The organism is Paraburkholderia sp. CI2, assembly GCF_014201055.1.
Classification (GTDB): Bacteria; Pseudomonadota; Gammaproteobacteria; order Burkholderiales; family Burkholderiaceae; genus Paraburkholderia; species Paraburkholderia tuberum.
Window position 1 is genome coordinate 690,975 of record NZ_JACHDL010000001.1, and the last position, 24,739, is coordinate 715,713.

Sequence of the window (24,739 nt, forward strand, 5' to 3'; positions counted from 1 at the left end):
GCCGTTGCCCTGGCCGCCGCCTTCACCACCATGGCCGCCGTGGCCGGAGCCGCCGTTGCCCTGGCCGCCACCGCCTTCACCGCCATGGCCACCGTTGCCGGAACCACCGTTGCCCTGGCCGCCGCCTTCACCACCATGGCCGCCGTGGCCGGAGCCGCCGTTGCCCTGGCCGCCACCGCCTTCACCGCCATGGCCACCGTTGCCGGAACCGCCGTTACCCTGGCCGCCGCCTTCACCACCATGGCCGCCGTGGCCGGAGCCGCCGTTGCCCTGGCCGCCACCGCCTTCACCGCCATGGCCACCGTTGCCGGAGCCGCCGTTACCCTGGCCGCCGCCTTCACCACCATGGCCGCCGTGGCCGTAGCCGCCGTTGCCCTGGCCGCCATCGCCTTCACCGCCATGGCCGCCGTTTCCGGAACCGCCTTTGCCTTCGCCACCGCTGCTGCCGTGGCCGCCGTCGCCGTGGCCGCCGTCACCATGACCGCCGTCACCGTGACCACCGTCACCGTGACCACCGTCACCGTGGCCGCCGTCACCGTGACCGCCGTCACCGTGGCCGCCGTCACCGTGGCCGCCGTCGCCATGACCGCCGTCGCCGTGACCGCTGGCGCCGTGGCCGCCATCGCCGCGGCCGCCGTCACCATCTTGGCCATGGCCATGACCGCCATCGCCGGCACCATCACCGCCGCGCCCATGGCCATGACCGCCATCGCCATCACCACCTTGGCCATGGCCATGACCGCCATCGCCGTCACCATCACCACCGTGGCCATGGCCGCCATCGCCGTCACCGTCACCACCGTGCCCATGACCGTGACCGCCATCGCCGTCACCATCGCCAGCGTGACCATGACCATGACCGTGACCGCCATCGCCATCGCCGTCACCGCCTTGGCCATGGCCGCCATCGCCGTCACCATCGCCAGCATGACCATGACCATGACCATGACCGTGACCGCCATCGCCATCACCGTCACCACCGTGGCCATGTCCATGGCCGCCGTCGCCGTCACCATCACCGCCGTGGCCATGTCCATGGCCGCCATCGCCGTCACCATCGCCGCCGTGGCCATGACCATGGCCGCCATCGCCATCACCATCACCACCGTGGCCATGGCCGTGACCGCCATCGCCATCACCATCACCACCGTGGCCATGGCCGTGACCGCCATCGCCGTCACCATCACCGCCGTGGCCATGTCCATGGTCGCCATCGCCGTCACCATCACCACCGTGGCCATGTCCATGGCCGCCATCGCCGTCACCATCGCCGCCGTGCCCATGCCCATGACCATGACCATGACCACCATCCCCACCACCGTCCCCGCCGTTATCACCGCCTCCGTTACCGCCGCCATCGCCGCCCGTGCCGCCATTCCCCGAGCCGTTCCCGCCACCACCGCTACCCGCGCCGCCGTTACCGTTGTCGCCGGCACCGCCATTGCCGTTGTTGCCGCCGGTATTTCCCGGGCCCACCCCGCCCGGGCCGGAATTAGCCGAGCTATTCCCGCCACCGCTTCCCGCGCCCGTGCCCGTCGAGGACGTCCCGTTGCCCGCCGGCGAGCCGGTGGGCGATGTCGGGCCGAGCCCCGCCGCCGCGACGCCGAAGGCGCCCGCCCCGAGCTGCCCGAATCCCTGCGACGTGCAACCCGGCCCGCCGCCCGACGGACATCCGCCGTGCACGCTAGCCTCGGCGAGCACCATCACTGCGGGATTCGTTGCCGGCGCGGCGGTGCTCCCCGAATTCGTCTGCGCACCCGCCATCGCCGCATAAAGACTGACCGCGACCGCCAAAGCCGCCCGTCGCGTTCCCAATATCCACGCGTCCCCGCTTTGCTTCTTCATTTCACTCTCCGAATTATTTCACCAAAAAGACCGGTCCAATTAACGAGTGAATCTCCGCTCGCCAACAAAACGAAAAGTCAAAGCCTCTGCGCAGCTTCGCTTTATGCGAATTAAAAATGCGTTCGCACTAAAAACTTCTCTCACGGAAAATCCCCGGTCCGATTTGGCGTGCTTCGAGAGAATCGGCTGGCCGTGCGCGCACATGATCGTGAGAGCCGCACAGCGAGGCTTGATGGACGTTGAAGTTATTCGCACCGCAACCGCTCGACCGTGCGCTAGACCACGCAATGCGATATTGCCGATACGGCCCGTCAGGCGGCGTTCAACGGCGTTCCGCCCGCCAAATCCGCTACTTCATATTCTTCAGACAGGAAGTTAATAACTATCGCGCTCAATGCAATCGGATCAGCAAAAAGAAAATTAGCCTTTGGTTTTATCGGACAAATACCGACCATTTACACATCATTCGTTTTATTCATGTGGCCATTCGCACATAAAAATAAAAATAGGAAAGACCGAATGAGAGCAATCCAATAGACAACGCAATGAAAATCACCGAAACGCGCGTGCGAAACATTACGCGTCGTCGGGCAATGCGCGTGCGTCGCGAAAATCGCTGTCGCGATGTGCGCTACCTCGCACAGTCGTCGAACGTGTGCCTCGGTCGCACGCGATCACGAGCCACGCCCATATGCAAAGTGTCGTGGCACAACCACCAGCGCGTCGGATAACCAACACATCAGCGCGCACGCTTTTCCCGGAGCATTCCCACCATCTTCGGCGGTACCGCCGCGTATCGTCGTTGCCCTGCCCGCAAAAGCCTGTCCCCACGAGCCACCGCGCGGGATCGCCCACCAACGCGGGTAAACCTTTGTTTGACTTCGACGCGTCGCCCCGTTTACTGCACGCAGCCGAACCTCTCAATCCGCTTTCATTCACCGCCCGCATTTTTGTTTGGTCTGCGGAGCAGTGTTCTGCGAGCGCCTTCCCCTCTTCGACGAGGTACAACATGGTTACTATCTCCAGCAGTGCGGTCGACGAATTCAAATCCGGACTTCGCGGTCAGCTTCTGCTGCCCGACACGCCGGGCTTCGATACGGCGCGCAGCATCTGGAACGCAATGATCGACCGTTCTCCCGCGATGATCCTGCGCTGCGCGGGTGTTGCCGACGTGCGCCGCGGCGTCGCCTTCGCGCGTGACAACGGCCTGCCGCTCGCAATTCGCGGAGGCGGCCACAACATCGGCGGTAGCGCTGTGTGCGACGACGGCCTCGTGCTCGATCTGTCCACGATGAAATCGGTGCGCATCGACCCGCAAGCGCGGCGCGCCTATGTCGAACCGGGCGCGACGCTGCACGATCTCGATCACGAAGCGCAGGCATTCGGACTCGCGACGCCGCTCGGTATCAACTCGACGACCGGCGTCGCGGGTCTGACGCTCGGCGGCGGCTTCGGCTGGTTGAGCCGCCGCTACGGCATGACGATCGACAACCTCGTCGCGGCCGACATCGTCACCGCGGACGGTGAATTGCGCCGCCTGAGCGCCACTTCGCACGACGATCTGTTCTGGGCGATTCGCGGCGGCGGCGGCAATTTCGGCGTCGTTACGCTATTCGAGTTCGCGCTGCATGAGGTCGGCCCGCTCGTGTATGGCGGCCTCGTCGTGCTGCCGCTCGCCGACGCGAAGGAAGCGCTGATCAAATACCGCGATGCCGTGCCCGCGATGCCCGACGAGCTGGCCGTCTGGGCCGTCGCGCGGCTCGCGCCACCGCTGCCGTTCCTGCCGCCCGACGTGCACGGCCAACCCGTGCTCGTGTTCGCGATGTGCTACAACGGGCCGGTCGAAAAAGGCCCAGCCGCGGTGGAAGCCGTGCGCGGCTTCGGCAAGCCGCTCGGCGCACATCTCGGTCCGATGCCTTATGAAGTTTGGCAACAGGCCTTCGATCCGCTGCTCACGCCGGGCGCGCGCAACTACTGGAAGTCGCACAACCTCGCCACCATCGACGATGGACTGATCGACGCGCTGATCCGCGCGATCGACACACTGCCGTCCGCGCAATGCGAAATTTTCTTCGGGTTGATCGGCGCGCAAACGCAGCGCGTGGCGGTCGACGCGACCGCTTACCCAAGTCGCGAGACGCAATACGCGATGAACGTGCACGGCCGCTGGGACGATGCGCGCGACGACGAGCGCTGTGTCAAATGGGCGCGCGACTTTTTCGACGCGTCGCGCCCCTTTGCGCTCGGCAGCGTGTACGTCAACTTCATGACGCAGGAGGAAGGCGGCCGTATCGCGGATGCCTATGGGCCCAACTATGAGCGGCTCGTCGCCGTGAAGAACCGCTACGATCCGCGCAACCTGTTCCGCCATAACCAGAACATTCGCCCAACGGCGTAGCGACGACGCGTGACGGAAAGCGACGCAAAAACCCGAACTGCAATGGCCGCGCCGCTCTCGCGCAAGGCGGCGCGGCCCTTGGGCACGCTATCTGCTGTTTGAGCGGTGGACTCCCGCGATGCGAACGTCGCGGCACGCCGCCGCCTGGCTGCGATGACCGCGCGCACGGAACCTCCCGCGTGCATATGAGAACAAAGCAAAGCAGGCGACTCGCCGCACTCTTCCAAAACGTACAACACGCGTGAGAAACGCAAAGGAAAACCGTCATGCGCAGACGACAATTCATCATGACCGGCAGCGCTGCATTGGCCGTCGCAGGTCTGAGCCTCACCGGTTGCACGACGACTTCGCCGTCCTCGAACGCATCGCCGTCCGCCAACGCCGGCAAGCGCGACACGATCAACGCCGGCGTCGACTCGACGCTCGCGCGTCTCTACGAAAACGTCGACGGCGCGCGTGAGCTCGTCGCGAAAGCGCGCGGCGTGCTGGTGTTTCCATCGGTGATCTCGGCCGGCTTCTGGGTCGGCGGACAGTATGGTGAAGGGGCGATGCGCATCGGCGGCCGCACGGTCGGCTACTACAGCACGGTCGCGGGCTCGTTCGGGTTGCAGATCGGCGCACAGTCGAAGGCGCTCGTGTTTCTGTTCATGACGCAGGAAGCGCTCGACGAATTCATGCACAGCCAGGGCTGGGCAGTCGGCGCGAATGCGACCGTCGCCGTGCTGAAAGTCGGCGCGAACGGCGCGGTCGATTCGTCGACCGCGACGAGCCCGGTGCAGGCTTTCGTGCTGACCAACGGCGGCCTGATGGCCGGCGTGTCGCTCGAGGGCACGAAGGTGTCGCGGCTGATTATCTGAGTATCTGAGCGGAGCTTTCCCTCTTGCGGATTTGTGGCGCGAGCGCACCGCGCGATTGCACGACAGATCCGCGCCGCGCGTTCGGGCCATAGCGTTCCCGCCCGCTTCGCCAGCGCCGTTCATCGCGCTACGGTAGAATTCACGCCTTTCGTAAACCGTCCGCGCCCAGCGGACGCAATCCTTCGCGCAGCCGCGCGTTGCCACGCCAGTCCAGCGCAGCCCATACAAGCCTCAGCATTGCGCTCGCGCGCCACCTCGTAGAACATGAACACCGCTAGTCACGCTTCCGGTCGGCCCGCCAGGCTGTCCGGCATTCGCAGCAACGTGCTCGCAGGCTTGACCTCGTCGTTCGCGCTGGTGCCCGAATGCATCGCCTTTGCGCTCGTCGCCCATCTGAATCCGTTGATGGGTCTGTACGGCGCATTCTTTATCTGCACCGTCACCGCGCTATTTGGCGGACGTCCCGGCATGATTTCGGGCGCGGCGGGCTCGATGGCGCTCGTGATCGTCGCGGTCACAATCATCACGGTGTTTGCCGATCTCGCGATCGCGGTGATGTGCGGCATCGTGATCGCCGCGCTCAACTTCGCGTGGCAGCACGCGCGCGAAATTCATACGCATGCCGAGGATCGAGCGGGCCATAAGACCTATGTGCCGCGCGGCACGCTGTTTTTCGCGTCGACGACGCGCTTTCACGAGCTGTTCGATCCGGCGCGCGACCCGGCGAGCGTGACCGTCGATTGCAGTCACCTGCTGCTCGCCGATCATTCGGCGCTCGCCGCGTTGCAGGGTCTGGCCGAGCGCTATCGCAAGGCAGGCAAGCAATTGCGCATGAAGAATCTGTCGGAGCGCAACCGCCAATTGTTGAGCGGCGCGGGGATCGGCCTGGCGTGAGACACGCACCGCGTTGCGAGCCCGCGCGCGGTGAATTCGCGCGCGCGTCGACAACGCGGCCTGGTGCTTTAGCGCTGCTCGGGCAACCGGAACACCGCGATCGCCGCCGACAACTGCCCGGTCTGCGTCTTCAGCACATCGGCCGCCGCGCTCGCCTCCTCGACGAGCGCCGCATTCTGCTGCGTCGTCTGATCCATGCTCGCGACCGCGATGTTGACCTGCTCGATGCCCGAGGTCTGCTCGGCCGACGCCGCGCTGATCTCGCCCATGATGTCGTTGACACGACGTACCGCCTGCACGACTTCCTGCATCGTGTCACCCGCGCGTCCGACGTGCTCCGAACCGCCCGCGATCTGCGCGGCCGATTCCTCGATCAGCGCCTTGATCTCCTTCGCGGCCGCCGCGCTGCGTTGCGCGAGCGTGCGCACTTCGCCCGCGACCACCGCGAAACCGCGGCCCTCCTCGCCCGCGCGCGCCGCCTCGACGGCCGCGTTCAACGCGAGAATATTGGTTTGGAACGCAATCCCTTCGATCACGCCGATGATGTCGCCGATCCGGTGCGACGACTGTGAAATCCCGCGCATCGTGTCGATCACCTGACCGACCGCCGCGCCGCCGCGCGCCGCGGTCTCCGACGCGTTGTGCGAGAGCTGGCTCGCCTGCTTCGCGTTGTCGGCGTTCTGACGCACGGTCGCGGTGATCTGCTCCATGCTCGACGCGGTCTCGCCGAGCGCGGCCGCCTGCTGCTCGGTGCGGCGCGACAGGTCCGAATTGCCCGCGGCGATCTCGTTCGATACCGACGAAATCAGCGTCGCGCCGCCGCGAATCTGCTCGATCGCCTGCGCGAGACGCTGCTGCATCCGTTTCATCGCGGCGAGCAGGCTCGTGCTGTCGCCGGCCTTCGCGTCGACGACCACGTCGAGGTCGCCGTCCGCGATACGCGACGCGATCTGCAGCGCGTACGCCGGTTCGCCGCCAAGCTGACGCAGAATGCTGCGCAGAATCACGCCGATCACCAGCGACACGAGCGCGCAAAGCACCACCGCCGCGATCACGTATTGCACGAGGGTGCGGTAGAACACGCCGTCGATGTCGTCCGTGAAGACGCCGGTGACGATGGTCCAGTCCCACGGCTTGTAAAGCCGCATGTAGTTGATCTTCGGCGCAAGCTTGTCGGTGCCGGGCTTCGGGAACTGCAGCTGAACGAAGGCCTCGCCTTCGCGCTGCGTTTGCTCGGAACCTTCCTTGAACACGTGGCGGCCGTCCGGATCGGTGACGTTGGTCATGTCCTTGCCGACGAGGTCGGCGCGCGTGGCATGCATCAGCACGTGCGCGCGGCTGTCTTCGAGCACGAGATAGCCGCCGGCACCGTCGTAGCGCATTGCGCGCAGGTCGTCCATCGCGGCGCGCTGCGCATCGGCGAGCGGCATCGTGCCGGCCGCGACGAGCGCGTTGTAGCGATCGAGCACGCTGTACGCGATGCTGACCACGTTTTTCAGCTCGCCCTCGCGATCGGCGATCATCGTGTCTCGTGTCTTGAACGCCCCCCACAGGCCGATCGCCAGAATGCCCATGCACATCACCGCGAGCGCGAGCCACAGCCGCACTTTCAGGCGAAACCGTTCCATCTTCCGTATCCCTTGTCGTGGTCGGCGGCTGTCCGCGCGAACGGACGCCGCAAACGTTTCATGTCGTTGTCGGGATTAACGGCGCGACGGAAGAAAACTTCAGTGCGGCTTCAAGGTTGCGGGTTTCCGTCAGCAGGCAGCGTCAGCGCCGCCACCTCGCAGCGCGACCATTGCCGCAGCACGTCGGGCGACATCAGCAGCTTGGCCGCGCGCACGCCGGCGCCCATCACGATCTGCGCACGCTCCATCACGGCGGCGTCGACGAGGATGCGCCAGTCGGCCGGCAGACCGAACGCGGTAATTCCGCCGAACTCCATCTGGCTATGCTCGACCGCCGCCTCGCGCGTCGCGAATGACAGCCGCTGTGCGCCGAGCGCGGCCTTCACCGCGCCGTTGATGTCGAGCCGCCGCGAGCCGAGCGACACGAGCGCCGCAAAGTGCTCGCCACCCTCTTTCCTGTAGCGGATCACGATCGTGTTCGCGCAGTCTTCGAGACCGAAGCCGTAGCGAGCGCTGAATGCGGCGGTGTCGGAGGCGTCGTCGGTGACGGCGAACACCGTGATCCCGCGCGCCGGCAATTGTTCGATGACGTGCGCGGGCAGATGCGCGCTCCACTGGTCGCGCTCGATGACGTCCAGTTGCTGTACGAGTTCGTGCGAATGCATGATGAGCGGAAAGGTGACATTAACCCGCTGCATTCTAGCGGTACACGCGGGCGGCCGCGAAACGGGCCGCAAAACAGGCCATGAACGCAGGCCATGCAGCGCGCCGCTTAACTTGTATAGTGACGGGCACGAGGTTTGCGAAAGGCAATGAAGCAAACACCCTGAAGGCGCCCTCACGATTCAGACACGATCATGGACATCGACACGCTCTCTCGCGAGAACCTCCAGCAGGCCGCGCGTCATCAGGCCAATTGGGCGATGGGCGCACTGCGGCAGTTCGCGGAGAACCGCTGTCCTGCGTTGGCGGCGAGCATCGCGTTCTATGCGGCGTTTTCGCTCGCGCCGACGCTCGTGATGGTGATCGCAGTGGCCGGCTGGTTCTTCGGCCCGGCGGCCGCGCGCGGCGAGCTGTTCGGCCACATCAACGGCCTGATCGGCGACCAGGCCGCGGCCGGCGTGCAGACGATCGTCGAGAACGCGCATCACGCGGGCGCCAAAGGCGGCATCGCGACGATCATCTCGTTCTCGCTGCTGGCGATCGGCGCGTCGGCGACGTTCTCGTCGCTGAACAGCGCGCTCAATATAGTGTGGCCGTACAGCGGGCCGCGCACTTCCAGCTGGCTCGCGCTGGTGCGGGTGCGACTGATTTCGTTCGGGCTCGTGCTCGGCGTCGCGTTCCTGCTGATCGTGTCGCTGGTGCTCGATACGGTGATCGTCTTTATCGGCAACTGGCTGTGGGGCGACTCGCCGTATGTCGTGATCGGCAATCTGCTGCAGCTCGGCGTCGGGCTGTTGGTGCTGATCTTCGCGTTCGCCGGACTGCTCAAGTTTCTGCCCGACGCTCGGGTGCTGTGGCGCGATGCGGTGGTGGGCGGCATCGTCGCGGCCGTGTTGTTTACGGCTGGCAAGAAGCTGTTCGCGCTGTATCTCGCGCATGCGGGAATGGCCAGCGCGTTCGGCGCGGCCGGCTCGCTCGCGGTGCTGCTGATGTGGCTGTACTTCTCGGCGCTGGTGCTGCTGCTCGGCGCGGAGTTCTCGGCGGCGCGCGGCCGGCTGCACGATCCGCGTGGCGGCTGGGGCATGCAGGGCGAGTCGCCGCCGGGCAGCCGCGCGAAGCTCGCGTCGGTACTGGCGGCATCGACCGTCGCGGCAAATGCCGCGCCGTCTGCTCGCGCTGCTGTGGGTGTTGCCAGCCAAACGGCTACGCCGCTGCCCGCGGGAATCAACGCGGCGGCGCAAAGGCGCTCCGCGCATGAGACCGCGGTGGACGTTACGCGCAAGGTGCTCGACGCCGAAGCGCAAGCCACCCGTTTCGCGGCGTCCGCCCTCGTCGAAGCGCGCCGCCAGGCGACGGCCGCCGACCGCTACGTGCGACGCAACCCGTGGACCTCGGTGCTGCTCGCGGCCGCCGCGGGGCTCACGGCCGCGGCCATGGCGCGCCGTGGCGCCGACCGGCGCTGAAGCGGGCGCTTCACACCACGCTACCGTCCATACCCTTATAGATGCACGTGTTGCGCCGTCAATCCAGTCAATTGCGCCTGGACACACAACGCGCCCCTTCTGTCCAGCCTGTCTAGTCCTTTCGTCAGCCGTCTCTTTTATATTTCAGTACAAGGACGAGTGGACGCGTACACGACTAGATTACATTTAGCATGCAAATCGATGCTCATCGTGCGTTCGTTCACCCAGTCACTATCAACAAATCAACAATAATGCACATCAGACCAATAAATGTTGCGCAAATGGAAACAATCGTCGAGAGCTTTAAATACAAGGGTTTGCATCGATTGTCAGTTTTTGGCGACACTCTTTTTTTTCCGTTTCTACCCCGCCGAGCCGCTGAGCTATTCTGCTTTCCGCAACAACGAACAATCATCTGCGTGGAGAAATGGATGAAACGAATCGCACTGTCTACCCTCTCGCTGGCGCTCCTCGGCGTCGCCGGCATCGCTCACGCGCAAAGCAGCGTGACCCTGTATGGCGTGCTGGATGAATCGGTCCAGTACGTGAACAACGCTACGCCCCACGGCGGTAGCCTCGTACAAATGTTTGGCGGCAACCTGCAAGGTAACCGTTTCGGCCTGAAGGGCACGGAAGACCTCGGCGGCGGCCTGAAGGCAATTTTCCAGTTGGAAAACGGCTTTGACATCAACACCGGCAAGCTCGGTCAAGGCGGCCTGATGTTCGGTCGTCAGGCTTACGTCGGTCTGACGGGCGACTCTTGGGGCACCTTCACGGCTGGTCGTCAATACGACCCGCTGGTCGACATGATCCAGCCGCTGACGGGCGACAACTACTTCGGCAGCACGTTCGCTACGCCGGGTGACGTCGACAACAACGACAACAGCTTCCGCGTGAACAACTCGCTGAAGTATGTGTCGCCGGTGTGGTCGGGCTTCCAGGTCGAAGGCATGTACGCTCTGGGCGGCGTCGCAGGCGCGACGGGTTCGGGTCAAACGTGGGCCGGCGCAGCAACGTACGCAACGGGTCCGTTCAGCGTCGCGGGTGGCTACCTGAGGACTGACAACGCAAGCACCAACCTTCCTGTCCGCACGGGCTGGAACAGCACGACGGTCCCCGGCGCTACGTTCGACACGAACTTCCCGGACAACGCAGGCATCAACCAGGCTTACACCACGGCGAAGTCGATCAGTATCGCTTCGGCAGCTGCTCAGTACGTGACGGGCCCGTTGACGGCTAACCTGTCGTACAGCAACGCGCGCTACAAGCCGGACGCACAATCGGCGTTCACGTCGACGCAGATCTTCAACGTCGGCCGCGTGTACGTCGGCTACCAGATCACGCCGGCAGCCCTGCTGGGTATCGGCTACGCGTACACCCGCGGTACGGGCGACGCGAAGGCAACGTACAACCAGGTTTCGCTGGGCGGCGACTACTCGCTGTCGAAGCGCACCGACGTGTACACGGTCGCCGCATGGCAGCATGCAAGCGGCCAACAGCGTGATCCGGCTACGGGCGAACTCGTTTCGTCCACGGCTTCGATCGGTTCGTATGGCAACCAGTCGAGCACCAGCAACCAGGTCATGGTCAGCCTCGGTATCCGTCACAAGTTCTAATCGGACTTCGAATCGGACCTGCTACGCAGCTGACGAGCTGCGTAGCCAGAGACCAGAAACCAGCCAGAGGCGATGCCGACGGCTGGTTTTTTTTCGTCCTGAGGTTTTGGTGCGGGCCCGAGCGAGCCTGACGCGCGCTCCGAACCCAACGCAGCTAGCGCCGCTGCGCCTTGCCCTTGTCGGCCTGCGCGAGAATCTGCGCGGGCGACACATCCTGCTCATGCTCGACGCCATCGGCGCCGACCGGCGCGCGATATAGCACCAGCGCCCGCTCCGACTGCGGCGACGGCGCATCCAGCGACTGCTGCCAGTCCGGATCGGGAATCTCGGCGAACACCTGGCGCAGACGCTCGCCCCACGTGCGGTGAAGCATGTCGAAGTACGCGTTGTCGCGATCGATCGACACGAACCGCGTGACGCGCAGCGCATCCTTCTCGTACACGAGCAGATCGAGCGGCAAGCCCACTGACAGGTTCGAGCGCAGCGTCGAGTCCATCGAGATCAGCGCGGACTTCGCGGCCTCGTCGAGCGGTGTGGACGGCGTCAGAACCCGGTCGATTATCGGCTTGCCATACTTCGCCTCGCCGATCTGGAAATACGGATTCACGGCCGACGCCTCGATGAAATTGCCCGCCGCGTAGATCATGAAAAGGCGCATCCGGTTGCCCGCGATCTGGCCGCCGAGAATGAAGCTGCAATTGAAGTCGACAGCGAACTTCTGCATCGCCTCGGCCTCGCGCTCATGCACGCGACGCACCGCGCTGCCGACCACGCGCGCGGCGTCCGCCATGGTCGGCACGCTCCACAGCGTGGGCTCGCTGGCATCGGCGGGCTCGGACAGCTCGTGCAGCACCGCTTGCGTGATCGACAGATTGCCGGCGCCGAGCAGCACCAGCATGCGTTCGCCGGGTTGCTCGAACACCGACATCTTGCGCGCGGTACTGATGTGATCGACGCCCGCATTGGTACGCGTGTCGGACAAAAATACGAGGCCGTCGTTGACGGCCATCGCTACGCAGTAAGTCATAAGGAATCCGCGGAAGGCAAAGGAACGGGGCTATTGTAATGCGGCGCACAGGCGCCTTTTATCCGTGTTTACGGCCTCTTTTGCAGCCTTTTTTGCAGCCTTTTGGCAGCTGATTCCGAACACGTGGCAGGCATGTTAAATGCCGTCGCGCGCGTTGGCGTTGCAACGCGGCTACTGCGACATCTGCGCGCTGACCGCCACCGCCACGTGAAGCTCCTCTTCGAGTCCGCCGATGCGTCGGCCGCGCACCGGTGCCGCGGCCTCATAGTCACGGGCGACCGCGAGCCGGCAGTAGATCTCGCTCGCAAACCCGGCATGCGTGACGTCGATCGAAATCCACCCTTTGCCTTCGAGCCAAACGTCGACCCACGCGTGACTCGCGCCATGCGGCACGTCGCCGGGTTCGATATATCCGCTCACGTAGCGCGCCGGCACGCCGCGCGCGCGGCAGCACGCGAGCATCAGATGCGCATGGTCCTGGCACACGCCGTTGCCGAGCGCGAGCGCCTCGGCGGCCGTGCTCGTAACCTCGGTCACGCCGGGCCGGTACTGCACGCGCTGCACGATCTGCTCGGACAGCGTGAGCAGGCTTGCCGGGCTCGCCAGATTCGCCACCGACTCCGCCAGTTCGCGGATCGCGCCGTCGGCTTCGGTCAGACGCGTCGCGCAGGTGAAATGCTCGAGCGGAATCGGGCCGGGCGGATCACCCAGCACGCCGTCGACGAGCGGCATCGTGTCCACCTCGCCCGACACGCGCAGATGAATCTCGTCGTGCGGCTTGTTCATGACGAGCGTGTGCAGCACGTTGCCGTAGGCGTCGAGCGTCGCGTCGAGCTTGCCCGGCGCGTCGATGTTCCAGCGCCGCACGGTCTGTCCGGCGCCGCTCGCGGGCGTCAGGCGCAACTGCTGGATCGAATAGTGAACCGTCGCTTCGTAGCGGTAAGAGGTGTCGTGGCGGATCGTCAGGTACATGAGAAAACTCCGTCAGGCCACTGGCAGCATCAGATAAGTACGCGCCACCAGATTGCCCAGATCGAACACGCGAGCGAGGAACTGCGTCAGATAGGCGTGCAGACCGCTTTCGAAAATCTGCCGGATGTCGGCATACAACAGCTCGGCGCGCAGCTTGCCGGCGAAGCGCTCGCACTGGTTCGAGCCCGATGTGCGCAGCATCGCGAGATTGCTGCACACGCCGTCGAGCGAGGCGAGCAGCGAGCGCGGCATCTGCTGATTGAGGATCATCAGCTCGACGACGCGCGCGGGCGTCACGACGTCGCGATATACCCTGCGGTAGATCTCGAGCGCCGACACCGAACTCAGGATCGAGGTCCAGTAATAGAAGTCCTCGAGCTGGCGCGCCGCGTCGCGCGAATTCGGCTCGACGTTCGCGAAACGCACATCGAGAATCCGCGCGGTGTTGTCGGCGCGCTCCAGATACGTGCCTAGCTGCGTGAAGAAGAACGCGTCGTCCTGCAGCGCGGTGCCGATCGTCACGCCGCGCGACAGATGCGAGCGGAACTTGACCCACTCGAACAACGAGCCCGGATTGCTCGCGGCCTGCCCGCTCGCGAGCCGCTCGTTGAATTCGAGCCACGTGTCGTTGATGGTTTCCCACCACTCGGTCGTCAGCGTGCCGCGCACCGCGCGGGCGTTTTCACGCGCGGCCTGCAGGCACGAATGAATGCTCGACGGATTACTTGCGTCGGCGATCATGAAGTCGAGCATGTGGTCGCGCGTCGGTTCGTCGTAGCGCTGCGCGAAGGCGCTTTCGAGCTCGGAGATGCGCAGCACCGAGCGCTGCGCGCGAGCCTCCTGTTCGGCCGTCTGCGGCAGCAGTTGCGCCTTCAGGTTGATGTCGAGCATGCGGGCGGTGTTCTCCGCACGCTCCATATAGCGGGCCATCCAGAAGAGGTGATCGGCGGTTCGGCTAAGCATGACGACGTTCCATGTCTGTGATCTGAACGCGCGAGGCCTTCGTCAGCGACGAAGGTCCGCGCTGGTTATCCGTTGAGCGCCAGCGCGCATCAGGTTGCGAGTGTCGCGCCCTGCTCTGCTCCGTTGCGAGCGAGGCGAAAAGCGCGGCGGCAACCGCGTCAGTCGACCATCCAGGTGTCCTTGGTCCCGCCTCCCTGCGATGAATTGACGACGAGCGAGCCCTCCTGCAACGCGACCCGCGTGAGGCCGCCCGCCACCATCGTGGTGGTCTTGCCCGACAGCACGAACGGCCGCAGGTCGATATGGCGCGGCGCGATGCCCGATTCGACGAAAGTCGGACACGCGGACAGCGCCAGCGTGGGCTGTGCGATATAACCGGCCGGACGCGCGATCAGCCGCTCGCGGAAGGCCTCGACTTCGGCGTTCGTCGAGGCGGGGCCGACCAGCATCCCGTAGCCGCCCGCGCCGTGCACTTCCTTGACCACCAGCTCCGGCAGATGCGCGAGCGTATAGGCGAGATCCTCGGGCTTACGGCACTGATAGGTCGGTACGTTGTTCAGAATCGGCTTTTCACCAAGATAAAACGCGATCATGTCGGGCACGTACGGGTAGATCGATTTGTCGTCGGCGATGCCGGTGCCCATCGCGTTCGCGAGCGCGACGCGGCCGGCGCGATAGGCGGTGAGCAGACCCGGTACGCCGAGCGCGGAGTCGGGGCGAAACGCAAGCGGATCGAGAAAATCGTCGTCGACGCGCCGGTAGATCACGTCGACGCGCTTCGGTCCTTGCGTGGTGCGCATGAACACGTAGTTGTCGTCGACGAACAGATCCTTGCCTTCGACGAGCTCGACGCCCATCTGCTGCGCGAGGAACGTATGCTCGAAATACGCGGAGTTGTACATGCCCGGCGTCAGCACGACGACGACCGGATCGTCGACGCCCGCGGGCGCGACCGAGCGCAGCGTATCGAGCAGCAGGTCGGGATAATGCGCGACCGGTGCGATGCGGTTCTGCACGAACAGTTCGGGGAAGAGCCGCATCATCATCTTGCGGTTTTCGAGCATGTACGACACGCCCGACGGCACACGCAGATTGTCTTCGAGTACGTAGAATTCGCCTTCATCGCCGGCGCGCACCACGTCGACGCCCGCGATATGCGCGTAAACACCGAGCGGCACATCGACGCCCTGCATCTCGGGACGATACTGCGCGTTGGTATAGACCTGGTCGGCCGGCACGATGCCCGCGCGCACGATGTTGCGATCGTGATAGACGTCGTGGATAAACAGATTGAGAGCCTGCACGCGCTGTCGCAAACCCGCTTCGAGCGTCTGCCATTCGCCGCGCGGGATGATGCGCGGAATCAGATCGAAGGGAATCAGCCGCTCGGTGCCTGACAGGTCGCCGTTTACTGCGAACGTGATGCCGACGCGCCGGAACAGCAGGTCCGCTTCCGCGCGTTTGCGCGCGATCGCTTCATCGCCCTGACTGTCCAACCATCGCTCAAAGCGCGCGTAATGCGGCCGTACGCCATCGGCGTGATGGCGCATCTCGTCATAGCATCGCATGTCAGCCCCAGTCTTGTTGTCAAATAGAAGGCGAATGCGCTGCGCATTCGGTATTCGACCTTCGATCAAGCAAGCGTTATGCCATTGAATGTGTCGGGATAGAGCGCGTTGCCGTGCCCGCTAATGGCGCATCCGCAGGGCGTCGGATTGCGTTGATCGTACTGTCGTGGATCATGATGCGCCAGTCAGGTGCGTGTGCGCCATCAGGGAGCACACTATGAGAGGGCGCGCTTGCCGTTTCGCCAATGGACTCGACGCGCACTACGAAGCGAGCGCATAAGAAAGTCCCCGTGAATCTTCATCCACGGGGACTTCGATCACCTGCATGCAGGCGCTTTTTCACGCACTCAAACGTCAGGCATGGTTAAACACAACAGCGCCATGCCGACGCCTGAGTCGTGCGAGCAACGCGTTCAGGCTGCCGCTGCGTCTTTCAGCTTCTTCAGCGCGCGTGTCTTGATGCGCACGCTGGCCGGCTTGCCCGGGAACCAGCGCTCTTCACCCGTGAACGGGTCCTTGCCGAAGCGCTTCTTCTTCGCCGGCACAGCCTGCACGACGATCTTCAGCAGACCCGACAGCGTGAATTCGCCAGCGCCCTTCTTGTGCACCGTGCCGAGGATCGTGTCTTCGAGCGCGGCCAGCACGGCCTTGGCGGTCTTCGGTTCCACTGCAGCGCGTTCAGCGATGTGAGCTGCCAACGAGGCCTTCGTGAAGGTGTCCTTGATCGGCGACGGTGCGCCAGACGCCTTCACGGCGACCTTCTTGGCTGCGACGGCTTTCTTCGCAGGAACTTTCTTTGCAGCAACCTTCTTGGTCGGTACCGGGGCAGCAGCCTTCTTGGCCACCTTTTTTGCGGAAGTCGGCATGTTTCTCCTACCTGTTGTGGTCAGTGAATTGCTCGAAGCGCACACCGTATGTGCACGCTTCAACGCCGGATTCTACAAGCGCTAAAGCGATTTGCGCGACTCTTTTATGTATTGCGATGAAGTTTTTTGCGCGGCGCCGACGGTGCAACACGTTTTAGTCCCTGTTTTAGCGGCTAAAACGCGCGTGGCGAGCTCTTTGACATGCAGGAGTAACGCTCGTTACAGTTCGTTTCGGCCGTGGTTTCGAGGCGGTTGCGTCGGGGCGAGCCGGTGTTTTCGCCCCTTGAAACAGGGCATTTTCTTCGTTTGACGCGTCAAGCAACGCACCCCCCAACGTTTCGACGATGCCCACGCCTCGCTTGCGGCGAGCTCCGTTTCAGCGTGCGATGCGCTGCAGGATGTCGGCGAGCGTCGTCAGCGCCGTGTCGATATGTTCGGCCGCGATACTGCCATAGCCGAAGATGCGAAGGCGTCACGTAGACGAGCCGTGCCTTGTCCGGCAGCTTGCCGACGATCAGGGCGACGAAGGTGCCCGAACCGGCGCGGGCGCTCAGATAACCTTCTGACAGCAGCCGCTCGAATACGTCGAGCGTGGTCTTGCGCGACACACCGAGCTGCGTCGCGAGATCGCGCGTGGACGGCAGACGCGTGCCGCCGGCAAGGCGCCCTTCGAGAATGCCCGCGCGCAACTGCCGATAAATCTGTCCGGACAGATCGTGATGGCCTTCGACCGCGATGTGAATGTCCATTCGGGTGGTTACCTCAAATATCGGCGAAATGGTTATTTCGACCGACCAGTGGCGAACGCAAGCTTACCGCCACGGACGCCCGACGCGCGCAAACGCGCGTGCCGGATACGGTGTGGGACGCGGTGAAGCCGCATTTCAGCGAGCAGGAAATCAGCGACCTGACGCCGCTGATCGTTGCGATCAACGGCTGGAACCGCATTGCGGTCTCGTTCAGGAACATGCCGGAGTAAGCAGCGGCGCGTCTTCGCGGAGCTTCAGAAGATCACGGAGACCGCCACCGCGAGCCATATCGCGGTCACGCCCGCGAGAAACAGATGCCGCGCGATACGCACGCGTGAGTCGCTGTTCTCCGGCTCGACGGGACTCGTCGCCATCCATGGCACGAGGCCCAGGCACGCGAAGCCGGCCAGCGCGAGCACAAAGACCACGACGTCGGCCTTGTGCCAGGCAGTTGGCTCATACATACCCCAGTAGCCGAGAAACACGATGCCGATCGAGAACACGGTCGCGGAAGCGGCGCTGAGCGCGGGCACCGATCCAGTTGGAGCCGGCATGCTTGACCTCCGATCGTCAGGTTGCGGCGGCGCTCGCGTGCGTCGCGCCATCCGCCCGATCCGCGTTCGCGTCGGCCGCGGCGAGCCGTCAGGAAGTGCGGGTTTGGCGAGCTTCGTACGTCTTCAGATGACTATAGGCGATGCGCAGCAGCGACACGCCGTGTTCGCCCTGTTGCGCGTCGCCGCCGCGCGAGATCAGGTCGCCGAGGATATGATCCGCCTCGGTGTGCGAGCGATTTTCGACGTCGCGCAGCATCGACGCGGTCAGCGGCGACGGCGTCAGCAGCACCTGGGTAGCGCGCACGTCGAAGTCCGCGGCCATCGTGAAGCCGTTGTGCTCGGCCGCCGCGCGGCATTCGCCGAGCAGATTCTCAATCACGCGCTTGCCGTCCGGCGCAGCCAGGATATCGCCGACCGAGCCGCGCATCAAGCACGTACTCGCGGCCAAGGTGGCGAGGAACACCCATTTTTCCCACATGCGCAGCAGGATGTTGTCGCTGATTGCGACGTCGAAGTTCGCCCCGGACATTGCATCGGCAATCGCCTCGGTGCGCTCCGAGGTGCCGCCCACGAGTTCGCCGAACGTGATCGCGTGCATGTCGTTCAGATGCACGATGTGCTGCTCGGCATCGAGCGTCGCGGCGATCACGCACTGACCGCCGAGCACGCGCTCCTTGCCGAAGCTCGCGGTCAGCACGTCGATATGGCGCATGCCGTTGAGCATCGGCAGGATCAGCGTGTCTTCGCCGACGAACGGCGTGAACGAATCGATCGCGTCGTCGAGACTGTAGGCCTTGCAGCTCAGCAGCACGAGGTCGAACGGCTCGGCGGCGACACCGGCCAGTATCGTCTTCACGTCGGGCAACTGGAGATTGCCGCGCGGGCTGTTGATGACGAGGCCGTCGCTCCGTAGCTTTTCCGCGCGACCGGCGCGTACGAGGAAGGTCACATCCTGCCCCGCCGCGGCCAGACGTCCGCCGAAATAACCGCCTACCGCGCCCGCTCCTACTACCAGAATTCGCATCTTGAGCCTCTTGAAAGATTTCGATTTGCCGATCATGCGCGTCGCTGGCGGACGCATCTTCATGGTGCCGCGTATTCGGTGCTTGTGCAGGAATGTAGCAAAGATTGGGGGATCGGTTCCGGGAGTGTTGCCAGCAGGCGGGTGGTGTCGGCCAGATGGTGCGTGCGAGGCACGATTGCGAAACGCTTGATCGGACTTCAACCCTCCCATACGCTTTCATGTCGCTGCCGTCACTGCGCCGCCACCGTTTCCCCCTGCTCCCACCCGCCCCCCAGCGACCGGTACAGCGCGATCGCCGAAAGCGCGTGCTCGCGACGGGCCTGGTTGAGCGACTCCGAGTCGCGCAGATACGCTTCCTGCGCGTCGAGCACATCGAGGAAGCTCGACGCACCGCCCTTATACAGCTCGGTCGACAAACGCAGCGCGTGATTCGACGCATCGAGCGCACCGGCCAGGCGCTGCACCTGCACCGCGCCGCTGACGAGATCGCTGCGATTGTCCTCGACTTCCTTCAGCGCCTGCAACATCGTCTGTTGCAAGCCGAGCTGCGATTCGCGCATGCGGCTCTCGCTCGCGTCGATGTTCGCGGTGATGCGCCCGGCGTTGAAGATCGGGCTCGTCGCATTCAACGCAGCGCTGAACAGGTTGTCGGTCAGCGTCGGCAAGCCAAGGTACGACGATGCGAGCAGCCCATTCGTCAGGTTGATCTTGAACTGCGGATAGCGCTGCGCCTTCGATACCCCCACTTCCGCCGCACGCTGTTCGACGAGCGCATAGGCGGTGCGCACGTCGGGTCGATGCAGCAACGCGTCGGACGGCAACACCTGCGGCGCGCTTTGCGCAGGCACCGGAATCTCGCGCGCGTTAGAAAGCAGCAGCGTATCGAGGCTTTCCGGCGTACGCCCCGAATACACGGCGATCAGACTCAGTTGATGCTGCACCGCCGATTGCATGCGCGGAATCTGCGCCTGCAAGTCCTGCAACTGATTCTGCGCGCGGGCGACGTCGAGCTGCGTCGACAGGCCGTAATGCAGACGCTCCTGCGTGAGCTTCAGCGCGCGGCTGCGAATCTGCTCGTTGTCGTCGAGGATCTGCAATTGCGCCTGCGCCCAGCGTAGATCGATATACGCAGCCGCCGTGTTCGCGGCGAGCGCGAGCCGCAACTGGTTCAGCGCCGCAACGCTACCCGACACCTGCGCCTGCGAGGCGAGCACCGCGAGACGTTCGCCGCCGAACACGTCCGGCGTCCAGCTCGCGGCGAGGCCGAAGCCGGCCTGGCGCACATAGCCGAGCGGCGGCGGCGTGTTCTGCCGCTCGGTCGACGCGCCCGCGTTCGCATTCAGCTCCGGCAGCAGCGCCGCGCGATTCTGCGTCACCAGGTCCTGCGACTGCTTCACGCGTTCGGCCGCGGCCCGCACGTCGAGGTTGCCGGTCAACACCGATTCGATCAGCTGATGCATCACCGGATCGCCGAATTGCGCCCACCAGGCATCGGTGTTCACGCTGTCTTGCGGCGCGTCGACGCTCCACGCGGCCGGCGCGAGCGTCTGCACCGTATGCGGCAAATCCCCGTGCGTCGCGGGTTGCACCGCGCAGGCCGCGAGCGTCAGGAACGCCGCGCTCGCCAGTAACTTCATCACGATTCGTTTCATGTTGGTCTCCTAATGGGCATCGGGCGGGGGCGCGGTGTTGCCGAACGGGCGCGAAAACAGCACGCTCAGCAAGCCGACCACGAAGCACAGCGCAACCGCCAAAAAGGCGTCCGAGAATGCGAGCACCAGCGCTTCGCGCATCAATGCCGCGTGCAATTCGGCGAGCCCCGCACTCGCGGCGTTCAAGACATCACCACCAACAGCCGACAGATACTCGGCCTGCTTCTGCAAGATCGATTCGACGACCGGACGGCCCGCATTCAGATGTTCGTCGAGCCGTTCGTAGTGCAGGTTCAGACGGTCGTTCAACATCGTGCTGCTGACCGCGATGCCGATCGCACCGCCGAGATTGCGCATCAGATTGAACAGCCCGCTCGCGGAGCGCAGCCGCGACGGCGGCAACGCACCCAGCGCCATCGTCACGATCGGCGGAATACAGAATTGCTGGCCAATTCCGCGCAACGCTTGCGGAATCAGCAACTGCTGCCAGCCCCATTGGTTCGTCAACGGCACGTACAAATAGCAGCCGATGCCAAACAGCGCGAGTCCGAACACCATCAGCATGCGCATATCGACGAAGCGCGCGAGCGTCGAGTAGGCGGCCAGCGCGAGCAGCTGAAAACAGCCAACGGACAGCAACGCGAGACCAATCTGCAACGAATCGAAGCCGCGCACGCGCGCAAGAAACACCGGCGTCAGAAACACGGTGCAGAAGATTCCGATCCCGGTAATGAACGACAGCAGACTGCCGATACCGAAATTGCGCAACGCCAGTGCGCGCAGATCGACGATCGGTTCCTTCGCGGTGAACGCATGCACGAGGAACAGAAACCCGCAGATGGCCGCGACCCACGCGCACAGCACGATCACGTCGTCGCCGAACCAGTTTTTGCGCGGTCCCTCTTCGAGCACGTATTCGAGGCAACCGAGAAAACCCGACATCAGCAGGATGCCGAAGTAGTCGCCCTTTTTCAGCAAGGACAGATCGACCTTGTCGATATGCACGTACTTCGGCACCAACAGCGTGACGGCGACGCCCGGTACCAGGTTCAGATAGAACAGCCAGTGCCACGACCATTGCGACGTGATCCAGCCGCCGATCACCGGGCCGATCGTCGGCGCAAGCGACGCAAGCGCGCCGATCGTCGTCGACGCGATCAAACGCTGCTTGCCGGGAAACAGCACGAACGCGGTCGTGAACACGGTCGGGATCATTGCGGCACCGAGCGCGCCTTGCAGACCGCGAAACAGGATCATCGAGTTGATGTCCCACGCGAGACCGCACAGCATGCTGGTGACCGTGAAGCCGAACGCGGAGAAGGTGAAGACCCAGCGCGTCGAGAACACGCGCGTGAGCCACCCCGACATCGGAATCACGATGATCTCCGCGATCAGATACGAGGTCTGCACCCAGGAGAGTTCATCCTGACTGGCGGACAGTCCGCCGCCGATATCGCGCAGCGACGATGCGACGATCTGGATATCGAGCGTCGCCATGAAAAAACCGAGGCACATCAGCGCGAATGCGAAGACCTTGGTGCGGGTCGGCTGGTCGGCGGGGTTGTCAAAAGCGTGAGTCATGATCGGTTCATCCCTGCGCGGCCGGATGGCCCGCATCGAGGTGCACTTTCACGGTCGCGGACAGGCCCGGACGCAGCACGCCCTGCATGTCCTTCGGCACGTCGAGGCGCACGCGCACCGGCACGCGCTGCACGATCTTCGTGAAGTTGCCGGTCGCGTTTTCCGCGGGCAAGACGCTGAAGGTCGCACCGGTCGCCGGTGCAAGACTGTCGACCACGCCGTGCAGCGTTGTGCTCGACGCATCGAGTTCGACGTCGACGCTGTCGCCCGAATGCATTTTGCGCAGCTGATCTTCCTTGAAGTTCGCGTCGATCCATAAACCGCTCGCCGGCACGACGGTCAGCAGCGACACGCCCGTGTTGGCGAGCAGCCCAACGCGAGCGGTGCGATTGCCGACATAGCCATCGATCGGCGAGCGGATCGTCGTGTACTCGACGTTCAACGCGGCGACGCGCTGCGCGGCCTGCGCGGTCGCGATGCGCGCTTTCGCGTCGCCGATCTGAGCGTCGAGCACCGCGATCTGGCGTTGCGCCGCGAGCAGCGCCGCGCTGCTGCGATCGACCGCCGCGCGCGCTTTGGCCAGATCGGCGTCGGCCTTCTCGACGACCTGGTTCGACACCGCGTCGTCTTTCACGAGCTCGCGGTAGCGCGTCTGGTCGGCGGCGCTGCGTGTGAGCTCGGCGCCCGACGCGCGGACCTCGGCGGCCTGCTCGTTGATCGCCGCGAGTTGCAGTGATTTCTTCGCTTCGAGTTCGGTGACGGCGGCCTGCGCGCTCTCCACTTCAGCGCTGGCCTGGGCGAGGCGCGCGTCGTAGTCGCGGGCATCGAGACGCACGAGCACCTGGTTGGCGTGCACGAACTCGTTGTCGCGCACGAGCACGTCGGTGACGAAGCCGTTGACCTTCGGCGCCATCACCGTGACGTCGCCGCCGACGTACGCATCGTCGGTGCTCTCGACGAAGCGGCCGACGAAGAACCAGTACGAAGTGGCAAGCGCCAACACGACGAGAACGGAGAGGATCGCGAGCAGCATCCACGGGATACGCCGCGCCTGTCTGGCGGGTTGTACCGCGCTTGGCGGCGCGACGGTCGAAGGAGTTGTGGACATGGTGTCGATATGTGCGTATGCACTCTTCAGATTGAAAAAAACGGCGCAGTGCGCCGGCCTCCGCTATCTTCAGCGTTTATGTCAAAGCGTATCCCGGGTGATCGCAAACAACTCGGTGCGCAGTGCAGCCGCGCGCTCCTCGCCGAAGCGGTGCTCGAACTCGGCCTGGGCGGCATACCAATGAGCGCGGCCTGCGTCTTGCCGCTCTTCGCCCGCGGCGGTCAGCGAGATCAGCAGCGCGCGCGCATCCGCGCCCATCGCCTCGCTCGACACCAGCCCGTCGCGTCGCAGCGGTTGAATCGTACGGACCAGCGTGGTGCGCTGCATGCGCATGGCCTCGGCGATCTGCTTCATCGTCATCGGACCGGTGCGCTTCAGGCGCCCCAGCAGCGAAAACTGCGTGATGGTCAGCCCGACATTCGACAGGTGCCGGTCGTAGATCTGCGATACGTGACGCGCGGCCTGGCGGATCGCAAAGCAGTCGTCGTCGAAAAGCGCTTCCATTCGCTGCACTTCCTTTACTCGTTAGTGCATATGCACATTAAGCGGCGTCATAAAACCCGCCGAAGCGGGTTCCTACGCGCGATCTAACCGGTGATGCTGAACAGCTCGGTACGCAGCGTCTTTGCGCGGGCGCGGCCGAACTTCTTTTCGAATTCGTCCTGTGCGGCGCGCCATGCGACGGAGGCCTGATCGAACGTCGTCTTGCCTTTTTCCGTCAGGCTGAACAGCAACGTGCGGTTGTCGTGGTCCGCCGCCTCGGCCAGCACGAGGCCGTCGCGCTGCAGGGGCTTCATCGCGCGGACCAGCGTGGTGCGCTCCATCACCATCGCGTCCGCGAGCTCCGCCATAGGCAGGTTCGGTGTGCGCGCGAGCTTCGCGAGGATCGTGAACTGCGCAGCGGTCAGCCCAACGCTGCCGAGATGCCGCTCGTACATCTGCGTGACGTGCCGCGCCGCCTGGCGCAGCGCGAAGCAGTTGCATTCGTCGTAGGAGAGAGGACGGTTCATGGAGCGAAGTTTATGTGTGCATATGCACTGTGTCAAGTTTTTCGAATGGCAACGGGCAAATGCCTCACCCGTTGCGCTACGGCGGCCTTCATCTTGCGACTTGCCAGCTGTAATTGATATGTTATAACATGACCAAAAATTGGCGCTCCAGCCCTGCCGTTTGTCACACCGGTCCACTGCGACGTCCGACAAAATCCGTCCGACCTATGAGCGGACAGTCCATGCTCAACGACCACTTATGACCGTCATCGCCATTACCGTTCTCATCGAAAAGTAGTCCTGATCGACGGGCCTGCTATCG

General features: G+C 64.3%; 22 protein-coding genes and 1 pseudogene. 7 read left to right on the plus strand and 16 right to left on the minus strand.

The window, feature by feature from the left end; genetic code table 11:
• Window positions 1-1,959, plus strand: a 1,959-nt coding sequence (locus tag HDG32_RS03100; protein WP_184063104.1) for a hypothetical protein, incomplete at its 5' end; no start/stop codon positions are given.
• Window positions 1,960-2,156: 197 nt separating this feature from the next.
• Here the strand turns inward: HDG32_RS03100 and HDG32_RS03105 are convergent.
• Window positions 2,157-2,300, minus strand: coding sequence for a hypothetical protein (locus tag HDG32_RS03105; protein WP_184063106.1), 144 nt, complete (start codon window positions 2,298-2,300; stop codon window positions 2,157-2,159).
• Window positions 2,301-2,854: 554 nt separating this feature from the next.
• Here HDG32_RS03105 and HDG32_RS03110 point away from each other — a divergent pair.
• From HDG32_RS03110 to HDG32_RS03120, 3 genes are all read left to right on the plus strand, one after another.
• Window positions 2,855-4,243: an FAD-binding oxidoreductase gene (locus HDG32_RS03110; protein WP_184063108.1), complete on the plus strand. Its 1,389-nt coding sequence runs from the start codon at window positions 2,855-2,857 to the stop codon at window positions 4,241-4,243.
• Between the two features lie 266 nt (window positions 4,244-4,509).
• On the plus strand, window positions 4,510-5,100 hold the full coding sequence (locus tag HDG32_RS03115) for a YSC84-related protein (RefSeq protein ID WP_184007138.1): 591 nt from the start codon (window positions 4,510-4,512) through the stop codon (window positions 5,098-5,100).
• A 264-nt stretch (window positions 5,101-5,364) separates the two neighbouring features.
• Window positions 5,365-5,994, plus strand: a complete 630-nt coding sequence (locus tag HDG32_RS03120; RefSeq protein WP_184063110.1) for a SulP family inorganic anion transporter — start codon at window positions 5,365-5,367, stop codon at window positions 5,992-5,994.
• Window positions 5,995-6,062: 68 nt separating this feature from the next.
• Here the strand turns inward: HDG32_RS03120 and HDG32_RS03125 are convergent, their stop codons facing one another.
• Complete coding sequence (locus HDG32_RS03125) at window positions 6,063-7,622, minus strand: methyl-accepting chemotaxis protein (protein WP_184063112.1); 1,560 nt, start codon at window positions 7,620-7,622, stop codon at window positions 6,063-6,065.
• 110 nt (window positions 7,623-7,732) lie between these two features.
• Window positions 7,733-8,287, minus strand: a complete 555-nt coding sequence (locus HDG32_RS03130; RefSeq protein ID WP_184063114.1) for a YbaK/EbsC family protein — start codon at window positions 8,285-8,287, stop codon at window positions 7,733-7,735.
• Window positions 8,288-8,479: 192 nt separating this feature from the next.
• Between HDG32_RS03130 and HDG32_RS03135 the strand changes: the two genes are divergently transcribed.
• Window positions 8,480-9,748, plus strand: a complete 1,269-nt coding sequence (locus HDG32_RS03135; RefSeq protein WP_184063117.1) for a YihY/virulence factor BrkB family protein — start codon at window positions 8,480-8,482, stop codon at window positions 9,746-9,748.
• 431 nt (window positions 9,749-10,179) lie between these two features.
• Window positions 10,180-11,364 (plus strand): porin, encoded by a 1,185-nt coding sequence (locus HDG32_RS03140; protein WP_184063119.1) that lies wholly within the window; start codon window positions 10,180-10,182, stop codon window positions 11,362-11,364.
• Window positions 11,365-11,518: 154 nt separating this feature from the next.
• Here HDG32_RS03140 and HDG32_RS03145 read toward each other — a convergent pair whose 3' ends face one another.
• From HDG32_RS03145 to HDG32_RS03170, 6 genes and pseudogenes are all read right to left on the minus strand, one after another.
• The gene (locus HDG32_RS03145) at window positions 11,519-12,391 is read right to left on the minus strand and encodes a proteasome-type protease (protein ID WP_184063121.1); all 873 of its coding nucleotides are present in this window, start codon (window positions 12,389-12,391) and stop codon (window positions 11,519-11,521) included.
• A 171-nt stretch (window positions 12,392-12,562) separates the two neighbouring features.
• Window positions 12,563-13,363 carry a transglutaminase family protein gene (locus HDG32_RS03150; protein ID WP_090807138.1) on the minus strand — a complete coding sequence of 267 codons (801 nt, stop codon included), beginning with the start codon at window positions 13,361-13,363 and terminating at the stop codon, window positions 12,563-12,565.
• 12 nt (window positions 13,364-13,375) lie between these two features.
• The gene (locus tag HDG32_RS03155) at window positions 13,376-14,326 is read right to left on the minus strand and encodes an alpha-E domain-containing protein (RefSeq protein ID WP_184063123.1); all 951 of its coding nucleotides are present in this window, start codon (window positions 14,324-14,326) and stop codon (window positions 13,376-13,378) included.
• 158 nt (window positions 14,327-14,484) lie between these two features.
• Entirely contained in the window at window positions 14,485-15,894 is a 1,410-nt protein-coding gene (locus tag HDG32_RS03160) for a circularly permuted type 2 ATP-grasp protein (protein WP_184063124.1), read from the minus strand.
• A 413-nt stretch (window positions 15,895-16,307) separates the two neighbouring features.
• Complete coding sequence (locus tag HDG32_RS03165) at window positions 16,308-16,760, minus strand: HU family DNA-binding protein (RefSeq protein WP_184063126.1); 453 nt, start codon at window positions 16,758-16,760, stop codon at window positions 16,308-16,310.
• 497 nt (window positions 16,761-17,257) lie between these two features.
• A pseudogene (locus HDG32_RS03170) lies at window positions 17,258-17,509 on the minus strand (GntR family transcriptional regulator); the annotation flags it as partial.
• A gap of 98 nt (window positions 17,510-17,607) precedes the next feature.
• On the opposite strand from HDG32_RS03170, the gene HDG32_RS36150 reads away from it, so the two are divergent.
• Window positions 17,608-17,739, plus strand: a complete 132-nt coding sequence (locus tag HDG32_RS36150) for a hypothetical protein (RefSeq protein WP_409339999.1) — start codon at window positions 17,608-17,610, stop codon at window positions 17,737-17,739.
• A 24-nt stretch (window positions 17,740-17,763) separates the two neighbouring features.
• On the opposite strand, the gene HDG32_RS03175 is transcribed toward HDG32_RS36150, so the two are convergent.
• The 7 genes from HDG32_RS03175 to HDG32_RS03205 form a co-directional block, all read right to left on the minus strand.
• Entirely contained in the window at window positions 17,764-18,063 is a 300-nt protein-coding gene (locus HDG32_RS03175; RefSeq protein WP_184063128.1) for a hypothetical protein, read from the minus strand.
• Window positions 18,064-18,151: 88 nt separating this feature from the next.
• Window positions 18,152-19,087 (minus strand): 2-dehydropantoate 2-reductase, encoded by a 936-nt coding sequence (gene panE / locus HDG32_RS03180; protein WP_184063130.1) that lies wholly within the window; start codon window positions 19,085-19,087, stop codon window positions 18,152-18,154.
• Between the two features lie 230 nt (window positions 19,088-19,317).
• Window positions 19,318-20,739: an efflux transporter outer membrane subunit gene (locus HDG32_RS03185; protein ID WP_184063132.1), complete on the minus strand. Its 1,422-nt coding sequence runs from the start codon at window positions 20,737-20,739 to the stop codon at window positions 19,318-19,320.
• 9 nt (window positions 20,740-20,748) lie between these two features.
• On the minus strand, window positions 20,749-22,320 hold the full coding sequence (locus HDG32_RS03190) for a DHA2 family efflux MFS transporter permease subunit (RefSeq protein WP_184063134.1): 1,572 nt from the start codon (window positions 22,318-22,320) through the stop codon (window positions 20,749-20,751).
• A gap of 7 nt (window positions 22,321-22,327) precedes the next feature.
• Window positions 22,328-23,428: an HlyD family secretion protein gene (locus HDG32_RS03195; protein WP_184063136.1), complete on the minus strand. Its 1,101-nt coding sequence runs from the start codon at window positions 23,426-23,428 to the stop codon at window positions 22,328-22,330.
• A gap of 81 nt (window positions 23,429-23,509) precedes the next feature.
• Complete coding sequence (locus HDG32_RS03200) at window positions 23,510-23,932, minus strand: MarR family winged helix-turn-helix transcriptional regulator (RefSeq protein ID WP_184025155.1); 423 nt, start codon at window positions 23,930-23,932, stop codon at window positions 23,510-23,512.
• Between the two features lie 83 nt (window positions 23,933-24,015).
• Window positions 24,016-24,438: a MarR family winged helix-turn-helix transcriptional regulator gene (locus tag HDG32_RS03205; RefSeq protein WP_184063138.1), complete on the minus strand. Its 423-nt coding sequence runs from the start codon at window positions 24,436-24,438 to the stop codon at window positions 24,016-24,018.
• Window positions 24,439-24,739: the final 301 nt, after the last annotated feature.

Bases quoted from the DNA above. Each gene is read 5' to 3' on its own strand.
- HDG32_RS03130 (WP_184063114.1), bottom strand. From the start codon at position 8,287: ATGCATTCGCACGAACTCGTACAGCAACTGGACGTCATCGAGCGCGAC.
- HDG32_RS03205 (WP_184063138.1), bottom strand. From the start codon at position 24,438: ATGAACCGTCCTCTCTCCTACGACGAATGCAACTGCTTCGCGCTGCGC.
- HDG32_RS03135 (WP_184063117.1), top strand. From the start codon at position 8,480: ATGGACATCGACACGCTCTCTCGCGAGAACCTCCAGCAGGCCGCGCGT.
- HDG32_RS03165 (WP_184063126.1), bottom strand. From the start codon at position 16,760: ATGCCGACTTCCGCAAAAAAGGTGGCCAAGAAGGCTGCTGCCCCGGTA.
- HDG32_RS03105 (WP_184063106.1), bottom strand. From the start codon at position 2,300: ATGGTCGGTATTTGTCCGATAAAACCAAAGGCTAATTTTCTTTTTGCT.
- HDG32_RS03140 (WP_184063119.1), top strand. From the start codon at position 10,180: ATGAAACGAATCGCACTGTCTACCCTCTCGCTGGCGCTCCTCGGCGTC.
- HDG32_RS03175 (WP_184063128.1), bottom strand. From the start codon at position 18,063: ATGCCGGCTCCAACTGGATCGGTGCCCGCGCTCAGCGCCGCTTCCGCG.
- HDG32_RS03155 (WP_184063123.1), bottom strand. From the start codon at position 14,326: ATGCTTAGCCGAACCGCCGATCACCTCTTCTGGATGGCCCGCTATATG.
- panE (WP_184063130.1), bottom strand. From the start codon at position 19,087: ATGCGAATTCTGGTAGTAGGAGCGGGCGCGGTAGGCGGTTATTTCGGC.
- HDG32_RS03190 (WP_184063134.1), bottom strand. From the start codon at position 22,320: ATGACTCACGCTTTTGACAACCCCGCCGACCAGCCGACCCGCACCAAG.
- HDG32_RS03110 (WP_184063108.1), top strand. From the start codon at position 2,855: ATGGTTACTATCTCCAGCAGTGCGGTCGACGAATTCAAATCCGGACTT.
- HDG32_RS03185 (WP_184063132.1), bottom strand. From the start codon at position 20,739: ATGAAACGAATCGTGATGAAGTTACTGGCGAGCGCGGCGTTCCTGACG.
- HDG32_RS03115 (WP_184007138.1), top strand. From the start codon at position 4,510: ATGCGCAGACGACAATTCATCATGACCGGCAGCGCTGCATTGGCCGTC.
- HDG32_RS03160 (WP_184063124.1), bottom strand. From the start codon at position 15,894: ATGCGATGCTATGACGAGATGCGCCATCACGCCGATGGCGTACGGCCG.
- HDG32_RS03125 (WP_184063112.1), bottom strand. From the start codon at position 7,622: ATGGAACGGTTTCGCCTGAAAGTGCGGCTGTGGCTCGCGCTCGCGGTG.
- HDG32_RS03195 (WP_184063136.1), bottom strand. From the start codon at position 23,428: ATGTCCACAACTCCTTCGACCGTCGCGCCGCCAAGCGCGGTACAACCC.
- HDG32_RS03145 (WP_184063121.1), bottom strand. From the start codon at position 12,391: ATGACTTACTGCGTAGCGATGGCCGTCAACGACGGCCTCGTATTTTTG.
- HDG32_RS03200 (WP_184025155.1), bottom strand. From the start codon at position 23,932: ATGGAAGCGCTTTTCGACGACGACTGCTTTGCGATCCGCCAGGCCGCG.
- HDG32_RS03150 (WP_090807138.1), bottom strand. From the start codon at position 13,363: ATGTACCTGACGATCCGCCACGACACCTCTTACCGCTACGAAGCGACG.
- HDG32_RS03120 (WP_184063110.1), top strand. From the start codon at position 5,365: ATGAACACCGCTAGTCACGCTTCCGGTCGGCCCGCCAGGCTGTCCGGC.